19 protein-coding genes are annotated in these 23,765 nt (G+C 34.2%); 7 read left to right on the plus strand and 12 right to left on the minus strand.

Features of this window, described 5'->3' with window-relative positions:
- The first annotated feature begins 92 nt into the window (after nucleotides 1-92).
- Entirely contained in the window at nucleotides 93-3,623 is a 3,531-nt protein-coding gene (locus M0D21_RS11305) for a CHAT domain-containing protein (protein ID WP_248329515.1), read from the plus strand.
- On the opposite strand, the gene M0D21_RS11310 is transcribed toward M0D21_RS11305, so the two are convergent.
- The 10 genes from M0D21_RS11310 to M0D21_RS11355 all read right to left on the minus strand — a co-directional run bounded on the left by M0D21_RS11310 (nucleotide 3,620) and on the right by M0D21_RS11355 (nucleotide 15,681).
- Nucleotides 3,620-4,615 (minus strand): FAD:protein FMN transferase, encoded by a 996-nt coding sequence (locus M0D21_RS11310; RefSeq protein ID WP_248329517.1) that lies wholly within the window; start codon nucleotides 4,613-4,615, stop codon nucleotides 3,620-3,622. The two genes, M0D21_RS11305 and M0D21_RS11310, sit on opposite strands and share 4 nt — an antisense overlap.
- A gap of 5 nt (nucleotides 4,616-4,620) precedes the next feature.
- Nucleotides 4,621-4,998, minus strand: a complete 378-nt coding sequence (locus M0D21_RS11315) for a Na(+)-translocating NADH-quinone reductase subunit F (RefSeq protein WP_248329519.1) — start codon at nucleotides 4,996-4,998, stop codon at nucleotides 4,621-4,623.
- Between the two features lie 33 nt (nucleotides 4,999-5,031).
- Complete coding sequence (locus tag M0D21_RS11320; RefSeq protein WP_248329521.1) at nucleotides 5,032-8,493, minus strand: VIT domain-containing protein; 3,462 nt, start codon at nucleotides 8,491-8,493, stop codon at nucleotides 5,032-5,034.
- Between the two features lie 104 nt (nucleotides 8,494-8,597).
- A complete protein-coding gene (locus tag M0D21_RS11325; protein ID WP_248329523.1) occupies nucleotides 8,598-9,476 on the minus strand; it encodes a DUF4846 domain-containing protein in 879 nt (292 codons plus the stop codon).
- A gap of 91 nt (nucleotides 9,477-9,567) precedes the next feature.
- Complete coding sequence (nqrF, locus tag M0D21_RS11330) at nucleotides 9,568-10,878, minus strand: NADH:ubiquinone reductase (Na(+)-transporting) subunit F (RefSeq protein WP_248329525.1); 1,311 nt, start codon at nucleotides 10,876-10,878, stop codon at nucleotides 9,568-9,570.
- A 1-nt stretch (nucleotide 10,879) separates the two neighbouring features.
- Nucleotides 10,880-11,596 carry an NADH:ubiquinone reductase (Na(+)-transporting) subunit E gene (gene nqrE, locus M0D21_RS11335; RefSeq protein ID WP_248329527.1) on the minus strand — a complete coding sequence of 239 codons (717 nt, stop codon included), beginning with the start codon at nucleotides 11,594-11,596 and terminating at the stop codon, nucleotides 10,880-10,882.
- 11 nt (nucleotides 11,597-11,607) lie between these two features.
- The gene (locus M0D21_RS11340; RefSeq protein WP_248329529.1) at nucleotides 11,608-12,300 is read right to left on the minus strand and encodes an NADH:ubiquinone reductase (Na(+)-transporting) subunit D; all 693 of its coding nucleotides are present in this window, start codon (nucleotides 12,298-12,300) and stop codon (nucleotides 11,608-11,610) included.
- A gap of 3 nt (nucleotides 12,301-12,303) precedes the next feature.
- The gene (locus tag M0D21_RS11345) at nucleotides 12,304-13,059 is read right to left on the minus strand and encodes a Na(+)-translocating NADH-quinone reductase subunit C (protein WP_248329531.1); all 756 of its coding nucleotides are present in this window, start codon (nucleotides 13,057-13,059) and stop codon (nucleotides 12,304-12,306) included.
- Nucleotides 13,060-13,061: 2 nt separating this feature from the next.
- Nucleotides 13,062-14,321, minus strand: a complete 1,260-nt coding sequence (locus tag M0D21_RS11350; RefSeq protein WP_248329533.1) for an NADH:ubiquinone reductase (Na(+)-transporting) subunit B — start codon at nucleotides 14,319-14,321, stop codon at nucleotides 13,062-13,064.
- A gap of 4 nt (nucleotides 14,322-14,325) precedes the next feature.
- A complete protein-coding gene (locus M0D21_RS11355; protein WP_248329535.1) occupies nucleotides 14,326-15,681 on the minus strand; it encodes a Na(+)-translocating NADH-quinone reductase subunit A in 1,356 nt (451 codons plus the stop codon).
- Between the two features lie 177 nt (nucleotides 15,682-15,858).
- On the opposite strand from M0D21_RS11355, the gene M0D21_RS11360 reads away from it, so the two are divergent.
- The 3 genes from M0D21_RS11360 (at nucleotide 15,859) to apaG (ending at nucleotide 18,783) form a co-directional block, all read left to right on the plus strand.
- Nucleotides 15,859-17,127, plus strand: a complete 1,269-nt coding sequence (locus tag M0D21_RS11360) for a type IX secretion system plug protein (RefSeq protein WP_248329537.1) — start codon at nucleotides 15,859-15,861, stop codon at nucleotides 17,125-17,127.
- 116 nt (nucleotides 17,128-17,243) lie between these two features.
- The gene (locus M0D21_RS11365; protein ID WP_248329539.1) at nucleotides 17,244-18,395 is read left to right on the plus strand and encodes a DUF3667 domain-containing protein; all 1,152 of its coding nucleotides are present in this window, start codon (nucleotides 17,244-17,246) and stop codon (nucleotides 18,393-18,395) included.
- Nucleotide 18,396: 1 nt separating this feature from the next.
- Nucleotides 18,397-18,783 (plus strand): Co2+/Mg2+ efflux protein ApaG, encoded by a 387-nt coding sequence (apaG, locus tag M0D21_RS11370; protein WP_248329541.1) that lies wholly within the window; start codon nucleotides 18,397-18,399, stop codon nucleotides 18,781-18,783.
- Here the strand turns inward: apaG and M0D21_RS11375 are convergent.
- Together M0D21_RS11375 and M0D21_RS11380 are read right to left on the minus strand one after the other, a co-directional pair.
- Nucleotides 18,776-19,768 carry a DUF6695 family protein gene (locus M0D21_RS11375; protein ID WP_248329543.1) on the minus strand — a complete coding sequence of 331 codons (993 nt, stop codon included), beginning with the start codon at nucleotides 19,766-19,768 and terminating at the stop codon, nucleotides 18,776-18,778. The genes apaG and M0D21_RS11375 overlap by 8 nt on opposite strands.
- Entirely contained in the window at nucleotides 19,765-20,481 is a 717-nt protein-coding gene (locus M0D21_RS11380; RefSeq protein WP_248329545.1) for an NRDE family protein, read from the minus strand. Before M0D21_RS11380 ends, M0D21_RS11375 begins: the two co-directional genes overlap by 4 nt.
- A 173-nt stretch (nucleotides 20,482-20,654) precedes the next feature.
- On the opposite strand from M0D21_RS11380, the gene pruA reads away from it, so the two are divergent.
- From pruA to M0D21_RS11395, 3 genes are all read left to right on the plus strand, one after another.
- Nucleotides 20,655-22,283: an L-glutamate gamma-semialdehyde dehydrogenase gene (gene pruA, locus M0D21_RS11385; RefSeq protein WP_248329547.1), complete on the plus strand. Its 1,629-nt coding sequence runs from the start codon at nucleotides 20,655-20,657 to the stop codon at nucleotides 22,281-22,283.
- Nucleotides 22,284-22,351: 68 nt separating this feature from the next.
- A complete protein-coding gene (locus tag M0D21_RS11390; RefSeq protein ID WP_248329549.1) occupies nucleotides 22,352-22,807 on the plus strand; it encodes a GNAT family N-acetyltransferase in 456 nt (151 codons plus the stop codon).
- Between the two features lie 95 nt (nucleotides 22,808-22,902).
- The gene (locus M0D21_RS11395; protein ID WP_248329551.1) at nucleotides 22,903-23,703 is read left to right on the plus strand and encodes a helix-turn-helix domain-containing protein; all 801 of its coding nucleotides are present in this window, start codon (nucleotides 22,903-22,905) and stop codon (nucleotides 23,701-23,703) included.
- Nucleotides 23,704-23,765: the final 62 nt, after the last annotated feature.

Genomic DNA, 23,765 nt, shown 5'->3' on the forward strand with positions numbered 1-23,765 from the left:
TAGGTCTAAAAGTAGCTTTTTGCGATATTTGTTACTTAGTAGAGTGAACATGTAACCACTTCCTTAACGTTGTAAATTTGACAGATAAACCTATGAAATGCACAACCCCAACATTTCTAATCAAATTTTTTGCACTACCCTTTTTCATTCTATGTATTCATTTTAGCTCTTACGGTCAAAACAAACAGGACACCCTAGTTGCTTACAGACATTTAATTGAAGGCGATAAACTACTAAACAAATGGAATCTAGACAGTGCTATAACCCACTTTAACAAGGCTTTAAAAACATATCAAAAGACAGGAAACAAAAAAAGAACTGCCGATATTTTTGATAAAATTTCTAAGGTTCACCTTGGAAATTTTGATCTTAATGATGCTTTTGAAAATGCTCAAAATGCTATGCACATACGTATGCAGCTCTTTGGAAAAAATCACCCCATAACTGCAATTTCTTATAACCATGTGGGGTACATCTTAAAAGAACAAGATCAATTTCAAAAGGCTTTAGATTATTTCAATAAAGCCCTAGAGATTCAAATAAAAGTCTATGGAGAAGATAGCTATCATACCGCAGATAGCCAGCATAACATCGGAATTATTTATCACCGATGGGCACAATACGATAAGGGCTTAGTGCAATATGACAAAGCTTTAAAGATAAGAGTTAAAAAGTTTGGAAAAAATCACAAAAAAATCGCCGATAGTTACATTGATATAGGCACGACACATTACCATCTAGGGAATCGAAAAAAGGCAATATACCATTACCAAATGGCACTCAAAATCAGACAAAAAGTTTATGGAGAAAATAGCCCTGAAGTTGCCTTTTGCTATAACCACATTGGAAATATTTTAACTTTGCTTAGTCAATATGAAAAGGCTCAACATAATCATGAAAAATCTTTAAAAATCATTGAAAAAAGCTTTAATATTGATCATCCATACGTTGCTCTTTGTCTTTACAGTATGGCGGTAAATTTAAGACTTAAAGGAGAACATAACAAAACTCTTCCTCTTCTTGAAAAATCCCTAGATATACTAAAAAACAAGCTTGGTAAGATGCACTCTAAAACCTCAAGTGTTTTGGTAGAAATCAGCCTCTATTATGCAAAAAAGGGTTTGTACAAAAAGAGTTTAAAATATCAACTTGAAACTTTAGCTGTGGATTTAGAAGTATATCCAAAAAATCATTCATTTATCGGATCATGTTATAACAATCTAGGTAATCTTTACAGATACAATGGTGAACATAATAAAGCTCTGTCTTATCTTAAAAAAGCTAATAAGATTTATATTCCAATTTTAGGAGAAGAACATGGGGCTGTAGCAAGAGTATATAATAATATAGCCAATATCCATAAAGCTATTAAAGACTATGACAAGGCTCTTGCTTATTATCAAAAAGCGGTAGAAATCAGAATAAAAAGAAAAGGAAGATACCACGAAGAAACATCATTTTCTTTTCAACATATGGCTGATGTATTTAAAGAAAAAAAGAATTATGAAAAAGCATTAATATATTATCACAAAGCTCTGGAAATTCAAAAAAAAGCTTATGGGAATTTAAATTATTTTATTTGCGATACTCAAAATGACATTGCGTCTACTTTTGTTTTGCAGAAGAAATATGATTTGGCCTTAGTGCAGCTTAGGGAAAGTCTTAAGATAAGATTAAAAACAGACGGAAAACATCATCCAAGAACTGCAAAGTCTTACAATCAAATTGCTGATTTACATAAAGAAACTAAAGAATATGACAAAGCTTTGCTTTTTTATGATAAGGCAATCAAGGCAAATCGTTATTCTAAAACCGAATCCAAAATCAACCTTGGTCAACTCCCCAAATACTTAGATAATCATATTTTATTATATTCTTTACATGGTAAAACCAAAACATTACAACGCAAATTTGAAACACATCGTGATACAAATGATTTAATTGAATGTGTTACAATATTTAAAGAAGCAGACACTTTAATTCATAAAATTAGAAACGCACTGCGAACACATGCAGATAAGATAGACTTTGCAGAAAAAACAAAACAAATATATACTGATGCCATAGAGAATTGTCTTTTACTGGCAAAACACAATCAAAAATCTTCATTTTTTAATGAGTCCTTTTACTACATCGAAAAAAGCAGAGCCAACACCTTGTTAGGGTTATTAGGTGATTCTAAAGCTAAAAACTTTTCGGGTATACCTAGAACTATTTTGGATTTGGAACATCAATTAAAAACAGATCATGCTTTCTACACTTCTGAAATTGTTAATGAACGAACTCTTGAAAACCCTGATACTTTAAAAATTACTATTGCAGAAAACAAGCTATTCGAAACTTCCAGGAGAAAAGATTCCTTAATTGAATCTATGGAAAAAAGGTATCCAAAATATTACCAGTTAAAATATAAGCACCAAACTGTATCAATAGCAGAAATTCAAGAAAAGCTTGGCCAAAACACCACTGTTTTAGAGTTTTTTAATTCAGATAGTATTACCTATGCTTATGTAATTACAAATAATGATTTTAGCATTACTAAAATAAACACCCAGAACCTTGAAGATAACATTAGGGATTTAAAATATGCTATTAATTCAAAAAACACCAATACCTACAAAAAAGTTGCATTCGATCTATATTCCAAACTCATAGCCCCTATACAAGACAATATACGAGGGGATCACCTTATTATTATTCCTGATGGCCCCTTATGGCATCTTAATTTCGAATTATTACTTACAGAAGAAACTCCTTCCAATAATCCCAAAAACTTTCCGTATTTACTAAAAGAATATGCGATTAGTTATGCTAATTCTTCAACTTTGTTATTTTCCGAGAAAACATTAACGCCAAATCAAAAAACAAAAAAATGTTTAGCTTTTTCGTACTCAGACTCTACCAAAATGTTCGACACCCAAGAAATGAGCTTAGCAACATTAAGAGATGCTAAAGAGGACTTGCCTGGAACTCGACAAGAGATTAAAGCCATTTCAGAAATCATTAACGGAAAATACTATTTCGGTAATCAAGCTATAGAATCTAATTTTAAAAAAAATGCTGGTCAATATAACATTCTTCATATGGCCATGCATGGAGAAATAGATCATAAAAGACCTGAAAACTCAAGACTTTTATTTACAAAGAGTAATGACAGTATCGAAGATAATTTTTTATACAGTCATGAATTATTTGCTCTAAACATTCCTGCAGAACTTACCGTATTAAGTGCCTGTAATACTGGAGCTGGAAAAATAGCGACTGGAGAGGGAATTATGAGTTTAGGCAATGCTTTTCAATATTCTGGAACTAAAAGTTTATTACTAAGTAGTTGGAAAGTTCCGGATCAAACTACTCCTGATCTTATGAAGTATTTCTATTCAAATTTAAAAAATGGAATGCGCAAAGATAAGGCTTTACAACAGGCAAAACTACAATGCCTTAACACCTTTGAATCTAACCAAACCCATCCTTTCTATTGGGGAGGATTTTATTTGGTTGGAGATACTACTCCTTTAGACTTTGAAGAAAGTTCTAATCTATTTTGGTGGTTGTTAGGCCTCTCTTTAGTTTTAACTATAGGTATTGGACTATTCATCCGAAAAAAAGCTACGCAGGTCTAATTCTCAGGAAAACCATTTACACTTAACGTTTTAAGAGTTTTTTGATCATCCTCATAAATAAAAAACACTTTTAAATTGGTGTGAGTTGCCAAAAAATTCTTTGACTCCTTCAATCCCATAGACATAAAAGCTGTAGCATAGGCATCAGCCTCCATACAAGTTTCAGCAAGCACAGAAACGCTCAATACATTTGATTTATGAGGGTATCCAGTTTTTGTATCAATAATATGAGCATAACGATTCCCGTTATCGTCTATTTTAAATTTACGATAACTACCTGAGGTGGCCATAGCTTGATCTTGCAGGTCTATTATTTTACTATAGGATTGTGTATTATCAAAATTTGGATCTTCTACACCAATTTTCCAAGGTTTTTGTTTTATACTATTTACTCCCTTAGCTCGTATTTCTCCTCCAATCTCAACAAGGTAGTTGCTATGACCTTTACTTTCTAGAAAATCTGCAAATACATCAACCGCATATCCCTTAGCCAGCGCATTAAAATCTATAAAAGTTTTAGAGTGATTTTTGATAATTTTCCCATCTTTTAGCAACACCTTATTAATGCCCACTGTATGTAAAAGGCTATCTATTTTTAAACTATCTAATGCTATAACTTTGCCTTCTGGACCAAAATCCCATGCATTTACCAACACCCCAATTGTAGGGTCAAAAGCTCCCGAAGTAGCATCATATAATCTTTTTGAAGCTAAAAATACATTTTCAAAATGCTTATCTACAACAACCGTGGTATCTCCTCTATTTATTTTAGAGATATCAGAATCTTTGATATACGTAGACATAGAGGTATTTATAACGGTAATTAAGCTGTCATAAGATTTTGAGTAGTCTATTTTTTTTACATCGATACATTGCACAGAAAATGTAGTTCCAAAGGCCTCTCCATTAACAAAATTCTGATATAACTGGGTATTTTTTTTACATGAAAGAAAAAAACATACTCCAGCAAGCATAACTATTTTACGAATCATAAAAATCAATTAAGATGGGTTTCAATACTTTGTAAACCAGCATACTCCAGAACATAATCTTCGTTTAGAAAAACCGGTTTATTTGGGTTTTCTGCATTTTGTAACCCAACTCCAGCATAAAAGATTTTCGCCTCTTGCTCTCTCGCATGCTTTTTGAATGACTCCATCCAAATCATATCATAATTATGTGGGTTATCTGGATAAGAAATCGCTTTGACCACTACAAAGTAGCGCTGATTAGATTTATCAATACACACAAATTGGGGATGTCTCCCCAAAGTGCTATTTATTGCAATAAATTCGAAGCCTTTTTTCTCTAGCTCCTCCCCCACGATATTCATCGCAAGGTTATGAAGTTCTTGTTTCGTCAATATTCTCGTCATAGCGATGCAAAGATAATATTCTGCACTATTTTTTTAAAATCTCAAACGACCAACTTCTAACTCATCTTCTTCCTTATCTAATCTCACAATACTTATTTTCTTAGATTCATTTTTTCTACCATAATTTGTAAAAAGCGTGACCTTTAATATGGTTGGACCAGATATTTTTTGAACAGCATCTGCAAAATAATCTATCATAACCTTATAATCACCTTTAATCGCTTTTTTAAGCATAAATTCTTCGGGACCATAACCATCTACCATATCTTCAGATAATCTTCCTCCTAGATCGGTTTCAGAGTTTTTATAATACCCTTTTTCCTCATTGGGGTCAATCACCCAAAGATCCAGATCGGTATCATTATGGTTCCAATCTACAACAATTCTTATATCAACCGGAGTTTCAGAAAACAATGCTCTTTTCTTTTTGCTCAATTTAAGTTGTTTTCCGTATTTAAAAACCAATCTATTCAATTCAATAAAGGCTAAATGTTCTATTCCGTAAAAACGCTCTTCTAGGTCTTTTTCTAAGAGCTCCCCATTATATATTTGATACAGTAAATCGAAACTTTTCTGAAACTCGCCAATATATTCATAGGCCAATGCCAGGTCTCTATAGGATTGTGGTTCTTCGGGTCGTAACTCTAAAACTTTCTGATACACTATAACAGCAAGTTCATACTTACCAAAATATTCCAATTTATAAGCCAAAGCCTTCATTAATTCGTAATTATCAAGCTCTACCTCTATAAGGTTTGAAAGTATTTGAATCGCTCTCTCAGGTGATTTTCTTTTTTCAAAAAAATCTGCAACTTCAATATAAAAAAATGGGATATTCGCATAATCATCTCTAATTTCAATATACTTATTGTAAGCTGCTGCAGTCGTTTTTTCTTTTTCTAGAACTGCAATATAAGCCTCATTGGGTTGCCAAGGTTTCAATGCTATTTTATCAGATATTTCTTTATTAAAAGTGGCAATAGATTCACCATTTGCTTCCTTCCCTGCTTTTGTAGTAATAAGAATTACCCCATCTACTCCTCTAGCACCATATATAGCAGTACCGTTAGTTTCATTTAGAACTTGCATCGATTCGATTTCATCTGGAGACAAATCTTCTGTCGGGTTACCTTCTACTACAACTCCATCAACAACATACAACGGTTGTGCACTATTGGATAGAGAAGTAACTCCTCGAATAGTTACCGAAGTAGATGAACCTACTGAACCATTTTGTGCAGTTATATTAACTCCAGAAACAGCTCCTTGTAATGATTCTGAAATTTCTTCTTTTTGAATTGTAGTAACATACGCACTTAAGGCTCTTTTCTGCACACTAATTCCTTGAGCAGTTACCACAACCTCCTCTAACATCGCAGCATCTTCGGGCATTTTGACATTTAATCCCGATGTATTAGCAGAAACTCGTGTTACGGCAAAACCTAAATATGAAAATACTAACTCTTGTTCTACTTCAGCATTTATAATAAAATTCCCATCAAAGTCAGTTTGTGCTACAATTTCGGTTCCGTCTACTCTAATATTGACTCCAGGTAGTGGTAATCCCCCATCATCGGTCACTACCCCAGAGACAGATCTTTTTGTAGTATCTAAATATACCTGATTTATTTCTATACCATTTGTTGCAGTAGGAGTAGTACCTGTCTGTCCCGCAACTGTAGGAACTGGATTTGGGTTTTGCTCTGCAACTTGACGAGGGGCTGGAGCAGTTGATCCCACATCAGGTTTCTTAATAGGTTTACTTTTCCTTTTGGGAAATTTTGTGGTGTACCACTGCATTAAATCTTCATAATCCTCAAATAAATCTTCTCTTCTATCGGCTAGATCTTCTTGTTTTTCCAATTCTTCCTCCTCCAGATTGGTTACCCTCTCTTTATACAATGCTTTTAACTCCTTTGGAGGCTCTATTCTATATCGAACATAATCTTCAATTCTATCCAAAATTATCATCGACGTATATTCTGTTATTAAACCATGTTGTTTTGCCAAAGAAACGATCGCAGATTTATTTTCTTTTTTATTTACCAACAAAGCTTTCAGCTTTTTCTTCGCCCATATCTTTTTCACTATTTTCTCGTTGGAAGTAGTATTGATTTGCACTTCTATTTCTTCGGAAACTTTGTTTTGATACCCAAAAAGTAATTTGATAGTAGTATTTTCTGAAAACCTTCCAGCAATTGAAAAATCTGAAGTTACATTGGTATTGCTATTTGGGTATACCTCAAAAACATTACTATTTTTTTCTACTCCTAAAAACTGAAATGTTTCGTGTTTTAAAATTTTTAAAGCAGCAGCTCCAGAATATCTTCCTAGGTTAATATAACTCCCTCCAGATGAAGTAGCCAATAAATTCATAAGTTCATGATCTGCAGAAACCGAAGTGTTAAGGACATATATAGGTGTTTTTAAAGAACTTGAGTAACTCCCTAAATTAGATAGCCCATCTGTAAAAAGAAGAATCTCATCTGATTTAAATTTCACAGAACTTAAACATTGTAGCGAAGTGCCTCCATCATACTGGATGTTAGTTATTTCTTCTTTTAATTGGTCCCAATTACCAGAAGAAATAGTATAACTTTTCTCAATTGAAATATCATTGTTAAAAGAAACCAGCTCCACGGTTACATCCTGAAGATATTCGAAATATAAATCCAATACTTCTATTTCTTTAGTGGTTTTTTTATGCAATCTTGAAAAAGACGAATCCCATAATAAAGTAATCTTTTTAGGTTTTTTCTTTATCCTGGTGTTAGGAGCTAATCTCCTATTTACATAGAAAAAATCATTGTAGGTTATTATCTTTTGTTCGTCTTTGAGATTAGGAATCCTTATTACAATACTTTTTTTTGGTATGTAATTCTCCTTATCAAACGTAGCACTGTACTTATTATCCTGCTGTTTGAAAACTAACTTACCTGTATCCTCCTGCGGAGCAGTATTTCCGTAAACATCAAACTGTATAGAAAATTTTTCAAGTTTATCCTTAAAACCCATAGGAAGTTCATATACATAATGATCATCTAACGCAAATAGTTCCTGTTCATATGTAATTCTAACCTGTTTATATCCATTGGGCAGAATAGGGTAAATTCTTGCTTTATAATTGTTCCCTTGCACTTTTTCAAGAAGACCAGGATCAATATTTTGTCTTATAGTACTTTCATATGCCACTCTTGCCAGTTCTTTCTCGACAATTACTGCTTCTCTCATTTCTCCATTAACTTCCATTTCGAAACCTGAAACCGCTTGCCCTTCTCCTAAGGGAAATTGTAATTCACCTTCAAGAGTTCTATCGGTGCCATTGAAAAACTTCATATCATAAGTAGTCGTAGCAAAGTTACCAATGACTTTTACATCAACTTTTAAAATAGAAAGCTTTAATTGTGTGGAGTCGTTGAGTTGAATTACCGGAACATCTTGAGCGATGATCTTAGTTAACGACATCAATGCCAGTAGTAGTAACGTTTTTTTCATGGTCAGTGTTTTTTGTTTTAAGTAAAACTCCTCAAAAAACCACTGTTCCCAAACCCATAATGAGTGAACACTACTTTACAATTAGGGAAAATATCAAATTCTGATTATTTAAATCTTACAAATAGCGCCTCATCAAAATAATAACTAGGTGTATAAACTGGCTCACCTTCTTGAAATTGGTACCATGGAGAAATTGAAGGCTCTTCAAAATTCTTGAGCATACAAACACTTTGTGCTGGCGTATTTCCTTGAGCCAAAAGATACATTTTATCTCCTTCCTCATTTACAATTTCATCTACAATAATCTCGATGTGACCAGGCGAACCTGGTTTCACCAACATATCCCCTATTTTAATTTCTGAAACCGGTACTTTTTGAAGTTCATGATACATAGATAATGTACCTGCATACATATAAATAAGATTCAGATATTTATAAAAATTCGATTTTGTATGATTAGCAGATGCTGTTTTATGAAAGGTAACCTTATTACCTTTAATATTTGGGCGATAGCCTTCTGCATATTTCTTCCAGGAACAGTAGTGTCCTGAAGTAAAGTTAAACCCTATTTCGTTTTTTCTATTGTTATTCCATAAATATTCCGACCGTATCCTCATTAAAGCATCTGCACATTGTTGAAGTCCGTTTTTAGGAACCGGCACCTCCAAAATAGCATCATGCCAGTTTTGAGCAAAATACTCTGAATCGTCATAGTTAATGATTTTAGTACCGTATGGCTTCAACTTATAATGTCTGAGATATTCCTGAAAAGATTGGTTTGGATATACTACTCTTTTATATCCTTCGGGGACCAACACTCTGGTAGAAATAGAATCTCCTTTTGTATTGATATAGCTAGGTTCTGTTACTATGTTTGTAATTACACCTTTTACATGATGTACTGCCATTTTACCTTTTACCGTACTCCTTAATATCACAAACAGAACTACTACTACAACCAGAGATATAATATATTTCCTCATAAATCAACTTACTTTTTTCCCCTTTAAAAATAATAAAACCGATACAATTTCTTGCATCGGTTTTAATATAGTTCATACTTTGTTGAACAAATTATCCTCCAAAGTCATCAAATCTGATATTCTCATCTGGGATACCAAAATCTTCTCCCATTTTCTGAACCGCTTTGTTCATTAATGGTGGTCCACAGAAATATAATTCTATATCTTCTGGTGCCTCATGATGATTTAAGTAGTTATCTATCACACAATTGTGAACAAAACCTACAAATCCATCACCTTCAGCATCATTAATATCTTTCTTAACTTTCCAGTTATCTTCTTCTAAAGGTTCAGAAAGTGCTAAGTAGAATTTGAAATTTGGAAATTTCTTCTCTAAATCATAGAAATGATCTAGGTAGAACAACTCACGTTTAGAACGCCCACCGTACCAATATGTAACGGTACGTCCAGTCTCTAAAGTTTTGAATAGGTGATATAAATGCGAACGCATTGGCGCCATACCTGCTCCTCCACCTACATATAACATTTCTGCATCAGACTCATTGATAAAGAATTCTCCGTAAGGTCCAGAAATAGTCACCTTATCTCCTGGTTTTTTAGCAAAAATATAAGAAGAAGCAACACCAGGGTTTACATCCATCCAACCATTCTTCGCTCTATCCCATGGCGGAGTAGCAATACGAACGTTTAGCATAATATCTCTTCCTTCTGCAGGGTAAGAAGCCATGGAATATGCTCTTTCAACAGTTTCCCCATTCTTCATTACCAATGGCCAAAGACCAAACTTATCCCACTCAACCTGGAATTTATCTGGAGTTTCATGCTCTTCAGGGTGTGCAGTGATATCGATATCTGAATATTTTATTTCGCAAGGAGGGATTTCAATCTGAATATATCCTCCTGCTTTATAATTCATATCCTCAGGGATACGTACCACAAATTCTTTGATAAACGAAGCTACATTATAGTTACGTACTACTTCTGCTTCCCATTTCTTGATACCAAATACCTCTTCAGGAATTTGGATATTCATATCCTGCTTAACTTTTACCTGACACGCTAAACGAGCTCCATGTTGTAGCTCTTTTCTTGAAAAGTGTGGAGTTTCTGTTGGTAATGCTTCTCCTCCTCCCGAAAGTACGTGACATTCACACTGAATACAGGTTCCACCACCTCCACAAGCTGAAGGTAAAAATATCTTCTCATTACCAAGTGTAGATAATAAAGTACCTCCTGAAGCTACTTCAACCTCTTTTTCACCATTGATGGTAATCTTAACAGGTCCAGATGGTAATAACTTATCTTTTGCAAATATTAAAATCCCTACCAATACTAGGATAAGAACTAAAAACGAAACAATGGTTATAGCAATTGTTCCAGCGGTAGATGCTAAAAATATCATATTATTTAAGTATTGTTACGTTAGTATTTTCTGCTACTTCTTTGGAAGTCCTTTCTTTTTCTACCTCAACTGTAGCAGGCTCTTTTTTCTCTTCTTCGTCTCCTCCAGTTAACATTCCACCAAAGCTCATAAAACCAATTGCCATTAACCCTGTAAGGATAAATGTTATTCCTAAACCTCTAAGAGGTGCAGGTACGTTGGAATATCTGATCTTTTCTCTAATAGCTGCAATCGCAAGAATTGCCAAGAACCATCCTATTCCAGATCCAATTCCATAAACTCCAGCTTCTGTAATGTTTGCAAACTCTTTTTGCTGCATAAACAATGATCCTCCTAAGATTGCACAGTTTACCGCAATAAGTGGTAAGAAAATACCTAATGAGTTATAAAGAGAAGGAGAAAATTTCTCTACCACTATTTCTACCAATTGTACCATTGTTGCAATGGTTGCAATAAATAAAATAAAGGTTAAGAAACTTAAATCGTAATCTGCATATTCTGGCCCTAACCATACTAATGCGCCTTCTTTAAGAATATACTTATCTAATAAGAAGTTTAGAGGTACCGTAATTGCTAAAACGAAAATTACTGCCGCTCCTAAACCTACAGCTGTAGATACTTTTTTAGATACAGCAAGGTAAGAACACATTCCGAGAAAGAATGCGAATACCATATTATCTATAAAGATTGATTTTAAAAATAATTCTAATAGTCCCATGTTTCTTTCTTTTAATGATCCTCAATTAATGCTTTGTTTCTGCTACGTTGAATCCAAATAATGATTCCCACTGTAATAAGTGCCATTGGTGCTAATACCATAAAACCATTATTTTCATATCCTATAGCATATAACCCAGTCTTTTCTATTGGGTCTCCCAGCACTTTTACTCCAAACAATGTTCCTGATCCTAATAGCTCTCTAAAGAAAGCTACAATAATCAACAACACTCCATATCCCGCAGCATTACCAATACCATCTAAAAAAGATTTCCAAGGACCATTACCTAAAGCAAACGCTTCGAAACGTCCCATAATGATACAGTTGGTAATAATTAAACCGATAAATACAGAAAGTTCTTTACTCAAGGTATACGCATAAGCTTTCAATACTTGATCTACTATAATTACAAGAGCTGCAACAACAACCAATTGTACAATAATTCTGATTTTTGATGGAATGATATTTCTCATTAAAGAGATCACTACATTACCCACTCCTAATACAAAAATTACTGAGATTGCCATTACAATTGAAGGCTTCAATTGTGCTGTAATCGCCAATGCAGAACAAATTCCTAGTACCTGAATGGTTATCGGGTTATTGTCAGCCAAAGGGTCTGTAAGTAATTTTTTGTTTTTCTTCGAAAACAAAGGCTCTTTAGGCTCTTTTACTTTTACTTTTTCTTCTGTTACTTCAGCCATTTGTTATTTTTTTAAAGATTCGAAATAAGGCTTGTACATTTTGATCCCTTTCTTCACCATTGCAGTTACACCGTCTCCAGTAATTGTTGCGCCAGCAAGAGCATCAACTTCATTATCGGTTTTATCTTGATTTTTAGGATCTCCATTTCCTTTTTTAACTGTGATACCTTTATAGTTACCGCTAGGGTCAAGTATGCTCTCACCTATAAAGTCATCTCTAAAATAAGCTTCTTTGATATTTGCTCCAAGACCAGGAGTTTCTCCTTTATGATCAAAAAATGCACCTTTAACAGTTTTAAATTCTTTATCTAAAGAAACGTAACCCCAGATAGCATCCCAAAGTCCGTTTCCTCTCATAGGAACGATATAAAACTCCTCACCGTCTTTTTTACCAATAAATAAAGGCATTTTACGCTCGTAGTTTGAATCTTGTTTTACTTTATCGTTCTCCTTTTTCACTTCGATATCGAAGGCATCTTCTGTTTTTTGAGCTTTGCTACCAACTATGATATATTGCTCATCTCCAACATATTTTTTAAACAACTCTTCTGCTTGTTCTTCTGGAACAAACTCGTTTGGATCTTCACTATCTGCAACTCCCATAGCAAACAAAATGTTTTGTTGCTTTTCGGTTATTTTATTGGCGGTAATGTTTGGTTTTAGTACCGAAGATACACCTGCCAGTAAAGTTCCTACTACCATTACCATAGCAATGGCAAATATGATTGTATATGAATTTTTATCTGTATTAATCGCCATGATTAAGCAGTTTTAAGTTTTAAACGTTTCATTCTTTTCTTCACATTACCCTGAACCACATAATGATCTATGGTCGGAGCAAATACATTCATTAACAATATAGCTAAGAATACTCCTTCTGGATACGCTGGGTTAAATACTCTAATTAGGATCGAAATAAATCCTATTAAGAAACCATAAATCCATTTTCCTTTATTGGTCTGCGAAGCAGTAACAGGATCGGTAGCCATAAATACAATTCCGAAAGCAATACCTCCAACAATTAAATGTTGCCAAAATTCTAAATTCATCAATGCGTAGAATTTACTTGATTCTGCAATCCAACCGGCATTTGTAATTCCATTAAAGATTAATCCCATTGCCAATGCACCTAATACTGCACTTAACATAATTCTCCAGCTTCCTATTTTAGAGAAGATCAAAAACAATCCTCCTAATAATATTAGAATAGCTGAAGTTTCACCTACAGATCCCGGAATAAAACCATAAAACGCATCTGCAATAGAATAAGTAACTTCTTTCCCATGCGATGCCGCTTGCGCTAGAATTTCTTTTCCTTGCGCCAGACCTCCTAAGATTGTTTCTCCAGAAATAGCATCAAGCTGTGCTCCTCCTGCAATTTCGTTAGCTCTTTCTACAGCACCATGTACCCAAACTTTATCCCCAGACATCCAGGTAGGATATGCAAAGAATAAAAACGCTCTAATCGTAAGTGCTGGATTAAGAATATTCATTCCTGTTCCTCCAAACACTTCTTTTCCTATAACCACACCAAAAACAACTGCTACTGCAAGCATCCAAAGTGGGGTGTCTACCGGTACGATTAAAGGGACTAACATTCCTGTTACTAAGTAACCCTCTTCTACTTCGTGTCCTTTTATAACCGCAAAAACAAATTCTACTGCAAGACCTACTCCATAAGAAACTATTACTAACGGAAGAATTTCCCATAGACCAACCACCAAGTTGTCTAAAGTCCAGAATTCTGAGCTAAAAAACCCTCCAGAAACTGCTTCGATTTCTCCAAGAGCTAAATGATGTTGGTAACCAGCATTAAACATCCCAAATACCAAACAAGGTATCAAAGACATTATAACGGTATTCATGGTACGCTTTAAATCATCGGCGGCACGAACGTGCGACCCTGAATGCGTCGTTTCATTTGGTAAATATAAAAAGGTATGGATTGCATTAAATGCAGGAGCCATTTTCTTTCCTTTATATTTAAGTTTTAGTTTATGTAATTTATCTTTTAATCCCATAGCACTATCCTATTTCTTTTAACATTAGGTCCAAACCTTCTCTTATAATTTGTTGGTGCGGTTGTTTAGACACACAAATAAATTCGGTAAGAGCAAAATCTTCCGGAGCAACTTCATACATACCCAATTGCTCCATGGCATCTAGATCATTAACCATACATGCTTTTAATAACTGTAATGGATAAATATCTAGAGGAAAAACATTTTCATAAGTACCGGTTACCACAAAAGCTCTATGCTCTCCGTTGGTATTGGTATTAAGCGTATATTTTTTGTTTGGGAACAACCAAGAAAAAGTGAGTGCTCTAGAAGGTGAAATTTTATTAAAAATTGGTTTATTCCAACCAAAGAACTCATAATCATCACCTTCAGGAATTACAGTGATACTATTGTGATAATACCCTAAATAACCATCTGGTTTTACATTCTCTCCTGTTAAAACATCTCCACTAATAACTCTGATATTACCTTCATCATGTACTCCAGAATCATATACTACAGAAGATACTTCTGCTCCTATAACAGTTTTGTAATATTGAGGATTTTTAACCGAAGAACCTGCTAATGCGATAGTTCTTTCAGCATTAAATTTCCCTGTTAACAACAACTCTCCTATAATTACAAGATCTTGCGGGCTAACCGTCCAAACAACTTCTCCTTTATTAATTGGATCAACTTTAGCTATTTGCACACTAACATTTCCTACCGGGTGTGGTCCCGATACGTTATGCATAGTGCAATTATTTAATCCTGTAAAAGGTGAATTACTATTCTTTCCTACAGAGACATGTACTTCTCCATCGGTAAGTTTACCTAAAGCAGTAACTGCAGTTTGAAGTTCTTTTTCTTTACCTTCTAAAACATAATCATAATCTGCAGCTAGTGGTGCAGTTGCATATGCCGAAACAAAAATAGCTTTTGGAGCTACGTCGGGATTTGCGATTACATCATATGGTCGTTGCTTAATGAAAGGCCAACATCCTGAAGCCAATAAATGAGATTTCACCTCATCTCCACTCATAGCATTTACGTCCTTAGCTCCGTGATCAACATACTGTTGTTCTTTATCGCCAAGAATTTTAAAAGCTAGAATTTTTCGTTTGGCACCACGCACGATTTCAACAACCTCTCCACTTACTGGAGAAGGAAAAAGTATTTTTTCATTTGATTTAGAGTGAAAAAGTGGTTCGCCGGCTTTTACTTCTGTACCCTGCTTTGCAATCACTTTAGGGACAATACCGTGAAAATCGTCAGGCTTAATTGCGTAAACATTACTTCTGGTAGCAGTTGCAGTTTTCTTTTCTGCTTCGCCAACAAGCTTAATGTCTAAGCCCTTTTTGATACGAATGTCTTTTGACATATTTGTAGTCTATGTTAATTAACTAAAAAAATCGTGCAAATTTACTAATTAAAACACGTAAGTGAAAGCTGGTTATGTTATAAGATTTTATTTATAATAATTCTAAATAACAAAGAAAACATACTTTAATCGTTAGGCATACATTTTGTTTATATTTACATCCATAATCTACTTATAATGTCAAAAAACATTCAACAAATCGCTTTTTTTATTCTGGCTGGCATATTCTTTCCTTTTATATCTTTTGCACAATCGAGTATTACTGAAATTACAACAGCCAATCACATAAGAACCATTCTATTTATAGGAAATCAAGAATTTGCAGGCTTACCTATTATAGAGTTAGGAGAACCTCTTCAACTCACTTTTGATGACATCAATGGAGACGAAGCTGATTATTATTACAGGATTTCTCATTACAATTTTGACTGGACTCCTTCTGTACTTTATAAAAATGAATTTTTAGATGGTTTCGATGAAATTCGAATTGTCAATTACGAAAATTCATTCAACACTTTACAAATGTATAGCCATTACACCCTTTCTATCCCAAATGAAGACACAAGAGGAATTAAAGTAAGCGGTAATTATCTTTTGGAAATTTATGACGATGATGACGAGGTTGTTTTTTCGAGAAAATTTATAGTCTATGAACCAATCACCAGAGTAAAGGTATACACCAAAAGATCCCGAGATCTACAATTTATAAACACCAAACAATCTGTTCAATTTGAAATAAACTCTCCAAATGAAATTTTACGTGATCCCAAGCGAACTGTAAAGACCGCCGTGATACAAAATAATAATTTAAAACAAGCCATTACAAATCTAGTACCGCAGTTTACCATTGCAGATAAGTTGGTTTACAAATATGATCAAGAATCCAGTTTTTGGGGAGGTAACGAATATTTAGCTTTTGACAATAAGGAGGTTAGAGCTTCTACAGCCAATATCGCAAGTATCGATTTAAAAGACATATACCACAACTATCTATATCGTGATCTAGTAAGGGCGAACCGAGCATACACTTATAACCCAGATATTAACGGAAATTTTGTAGTTAGAAATTTGAATGCTGATAATAGTAATGTTGAGGCCGATTATGTACAAATGCACTTTTCATTAGAGTGTTATGCTCCTTTACAAGGAGGAGAGCTACATATTTATGGAAACTTCAACAATTTTGAAATCGACGACACTACTCGTCTTGAATATGACCAGGAGACTGGTTTCTATAACACAACACGGCTTTTTAAACAAGGCTTTTACAATTACAAATATGTATTGGTATTACCAGACGGGAGTATTGACCCTGGGTTTATAAGTGGTAATTTTGATGAAACCGAAAATGAATATACCGTAATCCCTTATTACAGAGCACCCGGCGCTCGTTACGATCGCGCAATAGGAAAAGGGACCGGAAACTCGGTAAATATTACCAACTAAATGTATTAAGTATTCTTTTGCTTTAACCTAAAAATCTTCTTCAACTATTATATTTTAAAAAATCACACCCAATTAATGCAAAACTCTTATTTTAGACACCTGTAATTGTATTCTTGATGAAAGATAAGGGGAGATTTCTAAAAAAATACCGCGGAAATGAGTGCCTAAATTGTGGGGTTCCATTAGACATAATAGATCGATACTGCCATAACTGTGGCCAGGCAAATACCACAAAAAAACTATCGTTTAAAGACTTTTTTAATGAGTTTTTTGCTAGTATCTTTTCTTACGATTCCAGACTAAGACATACTATAATTGCCCTTTTATTCAGCCCAGGAAAAATATCTAAGGAATATATTCATGGAAAAAGAGTTAAATATGCCAATCCTTTTCGATTTTACCTTAGTGTTTCCATTATCTTTTTTATCATTAATGGACTATTTATTGATTTTGACAAATTTTCATCAGACATTGGAAAAGATGCTAAAATGGGGAAAGAAGCCCTTAGCGAAATAGAAAAGAGCATTAACGTAGATGACTCTATTAAAGAAAAAATATCTACACAGATATCGGAAACGCAAGGTATCCCAGAATCTGAAAAAGAAACCATAAAAAATGCCATCTTAAGTACCGATAGCATTCAACTCTCTTCGTTATTAAAGAAAAAACAAAAAGAAGTATCCTATTACACACAATCACAAATAGACAGTATGGGTTTTTTCAGCAGACCCTTCAAACTCTGGAAGATGTATGATGATTATTATGACAAAACAAAAGAAACTTCCACTTTCAAGGCACTTGCTGATTTAAAACATGAGGAAACAAGGCTTAATAAATACTTGTACAAGAGAGTTAAAAAAACCAATAACATAAGTGATAATTACGGTATTGATTTATGGAAATTTATCTTTAATCAACTACCCTTTATTATATTTTTCTTTTTACCATTCTTCGCTTTAGCCATGTGGTTTATTTATATAAGAAGAACATTTACATACATGGAGCATTTGGTATTTATATTTCATACGCAAACCATGTTTTTTATCTTGATTGGTATCTCGATTTTAATTGGGCAAATCATTCACAGTTCAATTATTGGTATTACTCTTCTTGTATTCTTATTTTACCTCTATAAAGCCATGCGAAAGTTTTATAATCAAGGAAGATTCAAAACTATTGTTAAATTTCTGTTAGTGAACGTTTTATTTTTTATATTAGCAAGTATAGGCTCCGCAATCACTTTGGTAGGATCAATTTTCATTTTTTAGGATGGTTCAACAGATAACAAGAGGCATAAAAATTTCGGTGGATACCACCTTTGAAGGTACGTTCTATAAGAACTATAAGATACATTTTGCCTTTGGCTACCAAATCACCATAGAAAATCAAAGCAAAGACTCTGTGCAACTTACCTCACGTTTCTGGGAAATTAAAGACGCACTAAACAGCACCGAAATCGTTGAAGGAGAAGGTGTTATTGGCAAAAAACCAGTACTTAAACCTGGAGAATCTCATACCTATAATAGCGGCTGTTTGCTTAGTTCCCCATTTGGTGCTATGAAGGGGCATTATAACATGGTTAATTTTACCTCTACCAGAAAATTTAAAGTAATGATTCCAGGTTTCAAACTTAGTGCACCTTTTGCACTTAACTAAAAATTCTTTGTACCAAATCCAATCTTATTTTTGAGTTCTCTTGCTCTAGATGACAATACAAACAGTTTGAATCATACACAAACTGATACGATTTTTGCGCATCAAAAATACCACTAGTTACCTCAAACACACCTCTAAAATCCTCTTCTCCATATTCTGTATACCGAACAACTTCAAACTTATTATCTTCATTTAAAACTTTTAGTTCGAAATAAGCACTACTCCCTATACCTGTAAGCAATTGAGCCTCATTTAAATCTTTTTTCAAACCTGAATTATGAGCTTCATCGTTTTTGGGAACATTCTTATCAAAATAGTTGGTCATATTCTCTTTAAAAGCGGACCCCTTATAAATACTCACTTTCCCATTTCTAACTTCATAAACAGGGTTATTCAAAGACGATTTTTCTACATTACCTACTGTACTAGGCGTGAATAACTTATTTCGCAACAACGGCTTCCTTATACTACCAAGATCTGTTCCTGCAAGTATAGTATCTGTTACTATTCGTGAGCAATTACTCCCCTCTTTACCAAACGCTTTGTAAGGAACACTTCCTTTTTCCTGAACGGAAATCACAAAATCTTTAGCTTTTTGGTAATGGATATAATCACACACAGAAGCCACCAAACGACCATCGCCATGTGTTTTATGAGGATGGGCTTCTAACCAAATAAGAAATTCTTCAATATTTTGAAGGGAATTTTTAGAGTCCAATTCGGCTTTAAAGGGAATTTCTAACTCTACATCAGTAATAGCGCTACGAACTCTACCATAACCCTGAGGTGTAATGTACCTACCAAAGTCATAGTATTCTGCTTTTCCTGTTTTGTTTTCAATAAGCACAAAAGCAGCATGCCCCGCCTTAATGAATCTGTTTTTACCTAAACCAAACAATGGCAATAATTGCAATAAAGATTCATCAGAATATCGAACAAAAGTATCAGGAAAGGCAAGAGAAATTATTTTACCTGTATACTTCACGCAGTAATTGCTTCAAAAATAACCGTACTCACTTCTCCATTCTGAAGGTTTTCATAACGCATAGATAGTTCCTCATCATTCTTGACAATTTGAGTAATACTAATAGTTTTCAAAAAACCTCGATCAATTTGCAAATCGATATTTTTATCGCCTACACCGGCATTTTTATGAAAACCTAAAAGCGAATCTTTGGTTATGGTATTTTCATTTTCAAAACTTTCAAACCACTTTTTCCTAGTCAGCTTCATCTCATTGGTATATAATGTTGAAGACGACCAAATATGGGTTTCTTTTTCTAATTCTCTAATATGTTTTTGCTGACCATCCCATACTAATTCAAGCAGTATCAAATCAGACTTCCAGTTTGCGGCCACAATTGTAAATGGTTCTATTCCTTTAAGATTATACTCCTCTATAGCTAGTTCTAAATTATCAGCCTCCAACAAATCCTTTACAACCACACCTCTACTTTGTCTATAAGAAACCAATCGTTCATGAATTTCAAATCCACCATTTAATAAACAGATCATGGTTTGCTTATCACTCGTCCCAATCCATGTTCCACCAGCTACAGCGTCTTTAGGAAATAACATTCTAGTGCCATTTATTTGGTAGAATTCTGGGAATAATGTTTTTCGATTTACAACCTCGTCTCGATTAGAGGTAAGTATAAAATTATTGTCCTGAGTTGGAATTAATGTTACTGTACACATAAATTTTGGGTCGGCTAAATATCCCACAACTTACAAAAAAAATACACACTCCACAATGTTTATAAAAGGTTAAATTAAACGATAGCTCTTTTAATTTTCTATCTTTGCTATCCAAAATTGACTAACTCATTTAAGATAACACATCTTTATAACTTTAAATAACACATTACATCATGGGAAAAGGTTTTTTTCAAGTTCCTACAGCTATCAACGAACCCGTTAAGTCTTATGCTCCGGGAACTCCGGAAAGGGAAGAAGTTTTGGCTACCTACAAAAAAATGTATAATGAGACAATAGATATTCCTCTTTATATAAATGGAGAAGAAATACGCACTGGTGATACAGGTACGATGTCTCCTCCACATGATCATCAACATACATTGGGATCTTATCACAAGGCTGAAAAAAAACATGTGCAACAAGCCATAGATACAGCTTTGGAGGCTAGGAAAAAATGGGCTAATCTTGCTTGGGAACAACGTGCAGCCGTTTTCTTAAGAGCAGCAGAATTAATCGCTGGACCTTATCGTGCAAAAATAAATGCAGCCACAATGCTAGCTCAGTCTAAAAACATCTTTCAGGCAGAAATTGATGCAGCTTGTGAATTCATAGACTTCTTACGTTTTAATGTAGAATTTATGACTCAGATTTATGAAGATCAACCTGATTCTTCTTCTGCGGCATGGAACAGACTTGAATACAGACCTCTTGAAGGGTTTGTATATGCAATTACTCCATTTAACTTCACTGCAATATCTGGGAATTTACCTGCTAGTGCAGCTTTGATGGGGAATACTGTCGTTTGGAAGCCGAGTGATAGCCAGATATATTCTGCAAAAGTTATTGTAGATATTTTTAAAGAAGCGGGAGTGCCTGATGGCGTAATTAATGTAGTATACGGTGACCCTGTTATGATTACAGATACTATTCTGGCAAGTCCAGATTTTGCGGGTATTCATTTTACAGGTAGCACCCATGTTTTTAAAGATATATGGGCAAAAATTGGAACTAATATTCATAACTACAAAACATACCCTAGAATAGTAGGGGAAACAGGTGGTAAAGACTTTATCGTTGCACACCCAAGCGCAAATGCCAAGCAAGTTGCCACAGGTATCTCAAGAGGAGCTTTCGAATTTCAGGGACAAAAATGTAGTGCGGCATCTCGTGCTTATATCCCAAAAAGCTTATGGGCCGATGTTGAAAAATATGTAAAAGAAGATATCAAATCCTTCAAAATGGGATCTCCAGAAGATATGAGTAATTTTATTACTGCGGTTATACATGAAGGATCTTTTGATAAACTTGCAAAATTTATAGATCAGGCAAAAAATGATACAGATGCAGAGATTATCGCTGGTGGTAATTATGATAAATCTAAAGGTTACTTTGTTGATCCAACAGTAATCGTAACCAAAGATCCTAAGTACACCACTATGTGCACCGAGTTATTTGGCCCTGTAATTACGATCTACGTTTATGAGGATAAGGACTGGAACGATATGCTTTCATTGGTAGATGGCACTAGCGAGTATGCTTTGACCGGTGCTATATTTTCTACCGATCGTTATGCCGCTGCAGAAGCTACAAAAGCACTAGAAAACTGTGCCGGAAACTTCTACATTAACGATAAACCAACTGGTGCTGTTGTAGGGCAACAACCTTTTGGTGGTGCCAGAGCATCAGGAACCAATGACAAAGCTGGGTCTTACCTTAACTTATTACGTTGGGTTTCACCAAGAACCATAAAAGAAACTTTTGTATCTCCTTCAGATTACAGATACCCATTTTTGGGAGAATAATATATTTTATTTCAAATTTTAAAAAGCGCCATTTGGCGCTTTTTTTACCTTTCAACCACTGCATCATCATGAAAATAAGAACAGCACAACTAGAAGATTTAGCAATTTTACTAGATTTCGAGCAAAAAATAATCGAGGCCGAACGCCCCATGGATATCACTTTAAAACAAAAAGAAAAAATAAGTTACTACAGCATTGAAGATTATATAAAAGCCGAAGACACCGAAGTAGTCGTAGCAGAAATCAAAGGAGAAATTATTGGTAGTGGTTATGGCCAAATAAGAAATCGCAAAAATTTCTTCAGACAAAAACAATTAGGATATATCGGGTTTATGTTTGTAAAAGAAGAGCACCGAGGCAAAGGAGCAAGCCAAGCTATTATAAAATACATATGCGATTGGTTTGGCTCCAAAAACATAGATGAAATAAGGCTCACTGTATACGAACAAAACCCCAGAGCCATAAGAGCTTATGAAAAAGCAGGGTTTGAAAAACATCTCATCGAAATGAGAATGAAATATTAAAAATAGCTTAGAAACCTGTTTTTGCTTATTTTGAATAAAAAATATAATTTCATAGAATCATAAGGAGTCCAAAAACAGATAGGCATTCACATTTTATGAAATTAATTCCGCAGGATGACATATTAAAAAAGCATATCGATCATTACTGGTTGGTTAAAGAAAATGTTCTGGATTTGAGTACTTATCAGAATAAAATATATGCGTATCCTAGCATTACTCCTGATATGTTAATCGTTTTAAAAGGCCACTATTCATTTTGCTATCAAAATAAGCATTACACCGATAATAGAAGTAGAGTATTTGCTTTTATTCATGAAGCCCTTACAGTCGATCTTATGCAATTAAAATCGTTTATACTGATCAAATTTAAGTCCAGAGCCTTATCTTCTCTTTTGCCCTTCACAAAACATAATGCTCAAACAATCATCAGTAATTCTGTTGGCCCTACAGATGAGGTATTTGATCATTCAATTCTAAAACTCACAAAACACCTTACCAACTTAGACGCTTCGAAAATTGTTGACGAATTAGATCAATGGTTTATGAAATATTACAAAAAAGAAAGAGAGGGTTTTATTCTCGATATTTCCAAAGAAATTACACACACATTAGACATTCAAGAAATCCTCAACAAAACCAATTACTCCTACTCTACTTTAGAAAGACACTTTAAAAGAGACACAGGCCTAACCCCTAAAAAATACCAGACTTTACAACGCTGTAAATTGGTTATACAAGAAATTTATAATACGAAAAATACCGACTGGTCATACTACATCGATAAATATGGTTATTTCGACCAATCCCATTTTATTAAAGATATAAAAAGGTTTACCTCGTTCACTCCACTGCAACTTTTACATACTCCCGGACTACTAAACTTAAGGCCAAATTAAGAAATGACGAATTTTTACAATCAAATCTCTTCTGTAAATCACATTTTTGCAATCAAAATTAA

This window comes from Aquimarina acroporae, from assembly GCF_023195925.1.
Taxonomy (GTDB): domain Bacteria; phylum Bacteroidota; class Bacteroidia; order Flavobacteriales; family Flavobacteriaceae; genus Aquimarina; species Aquimarina acroporae.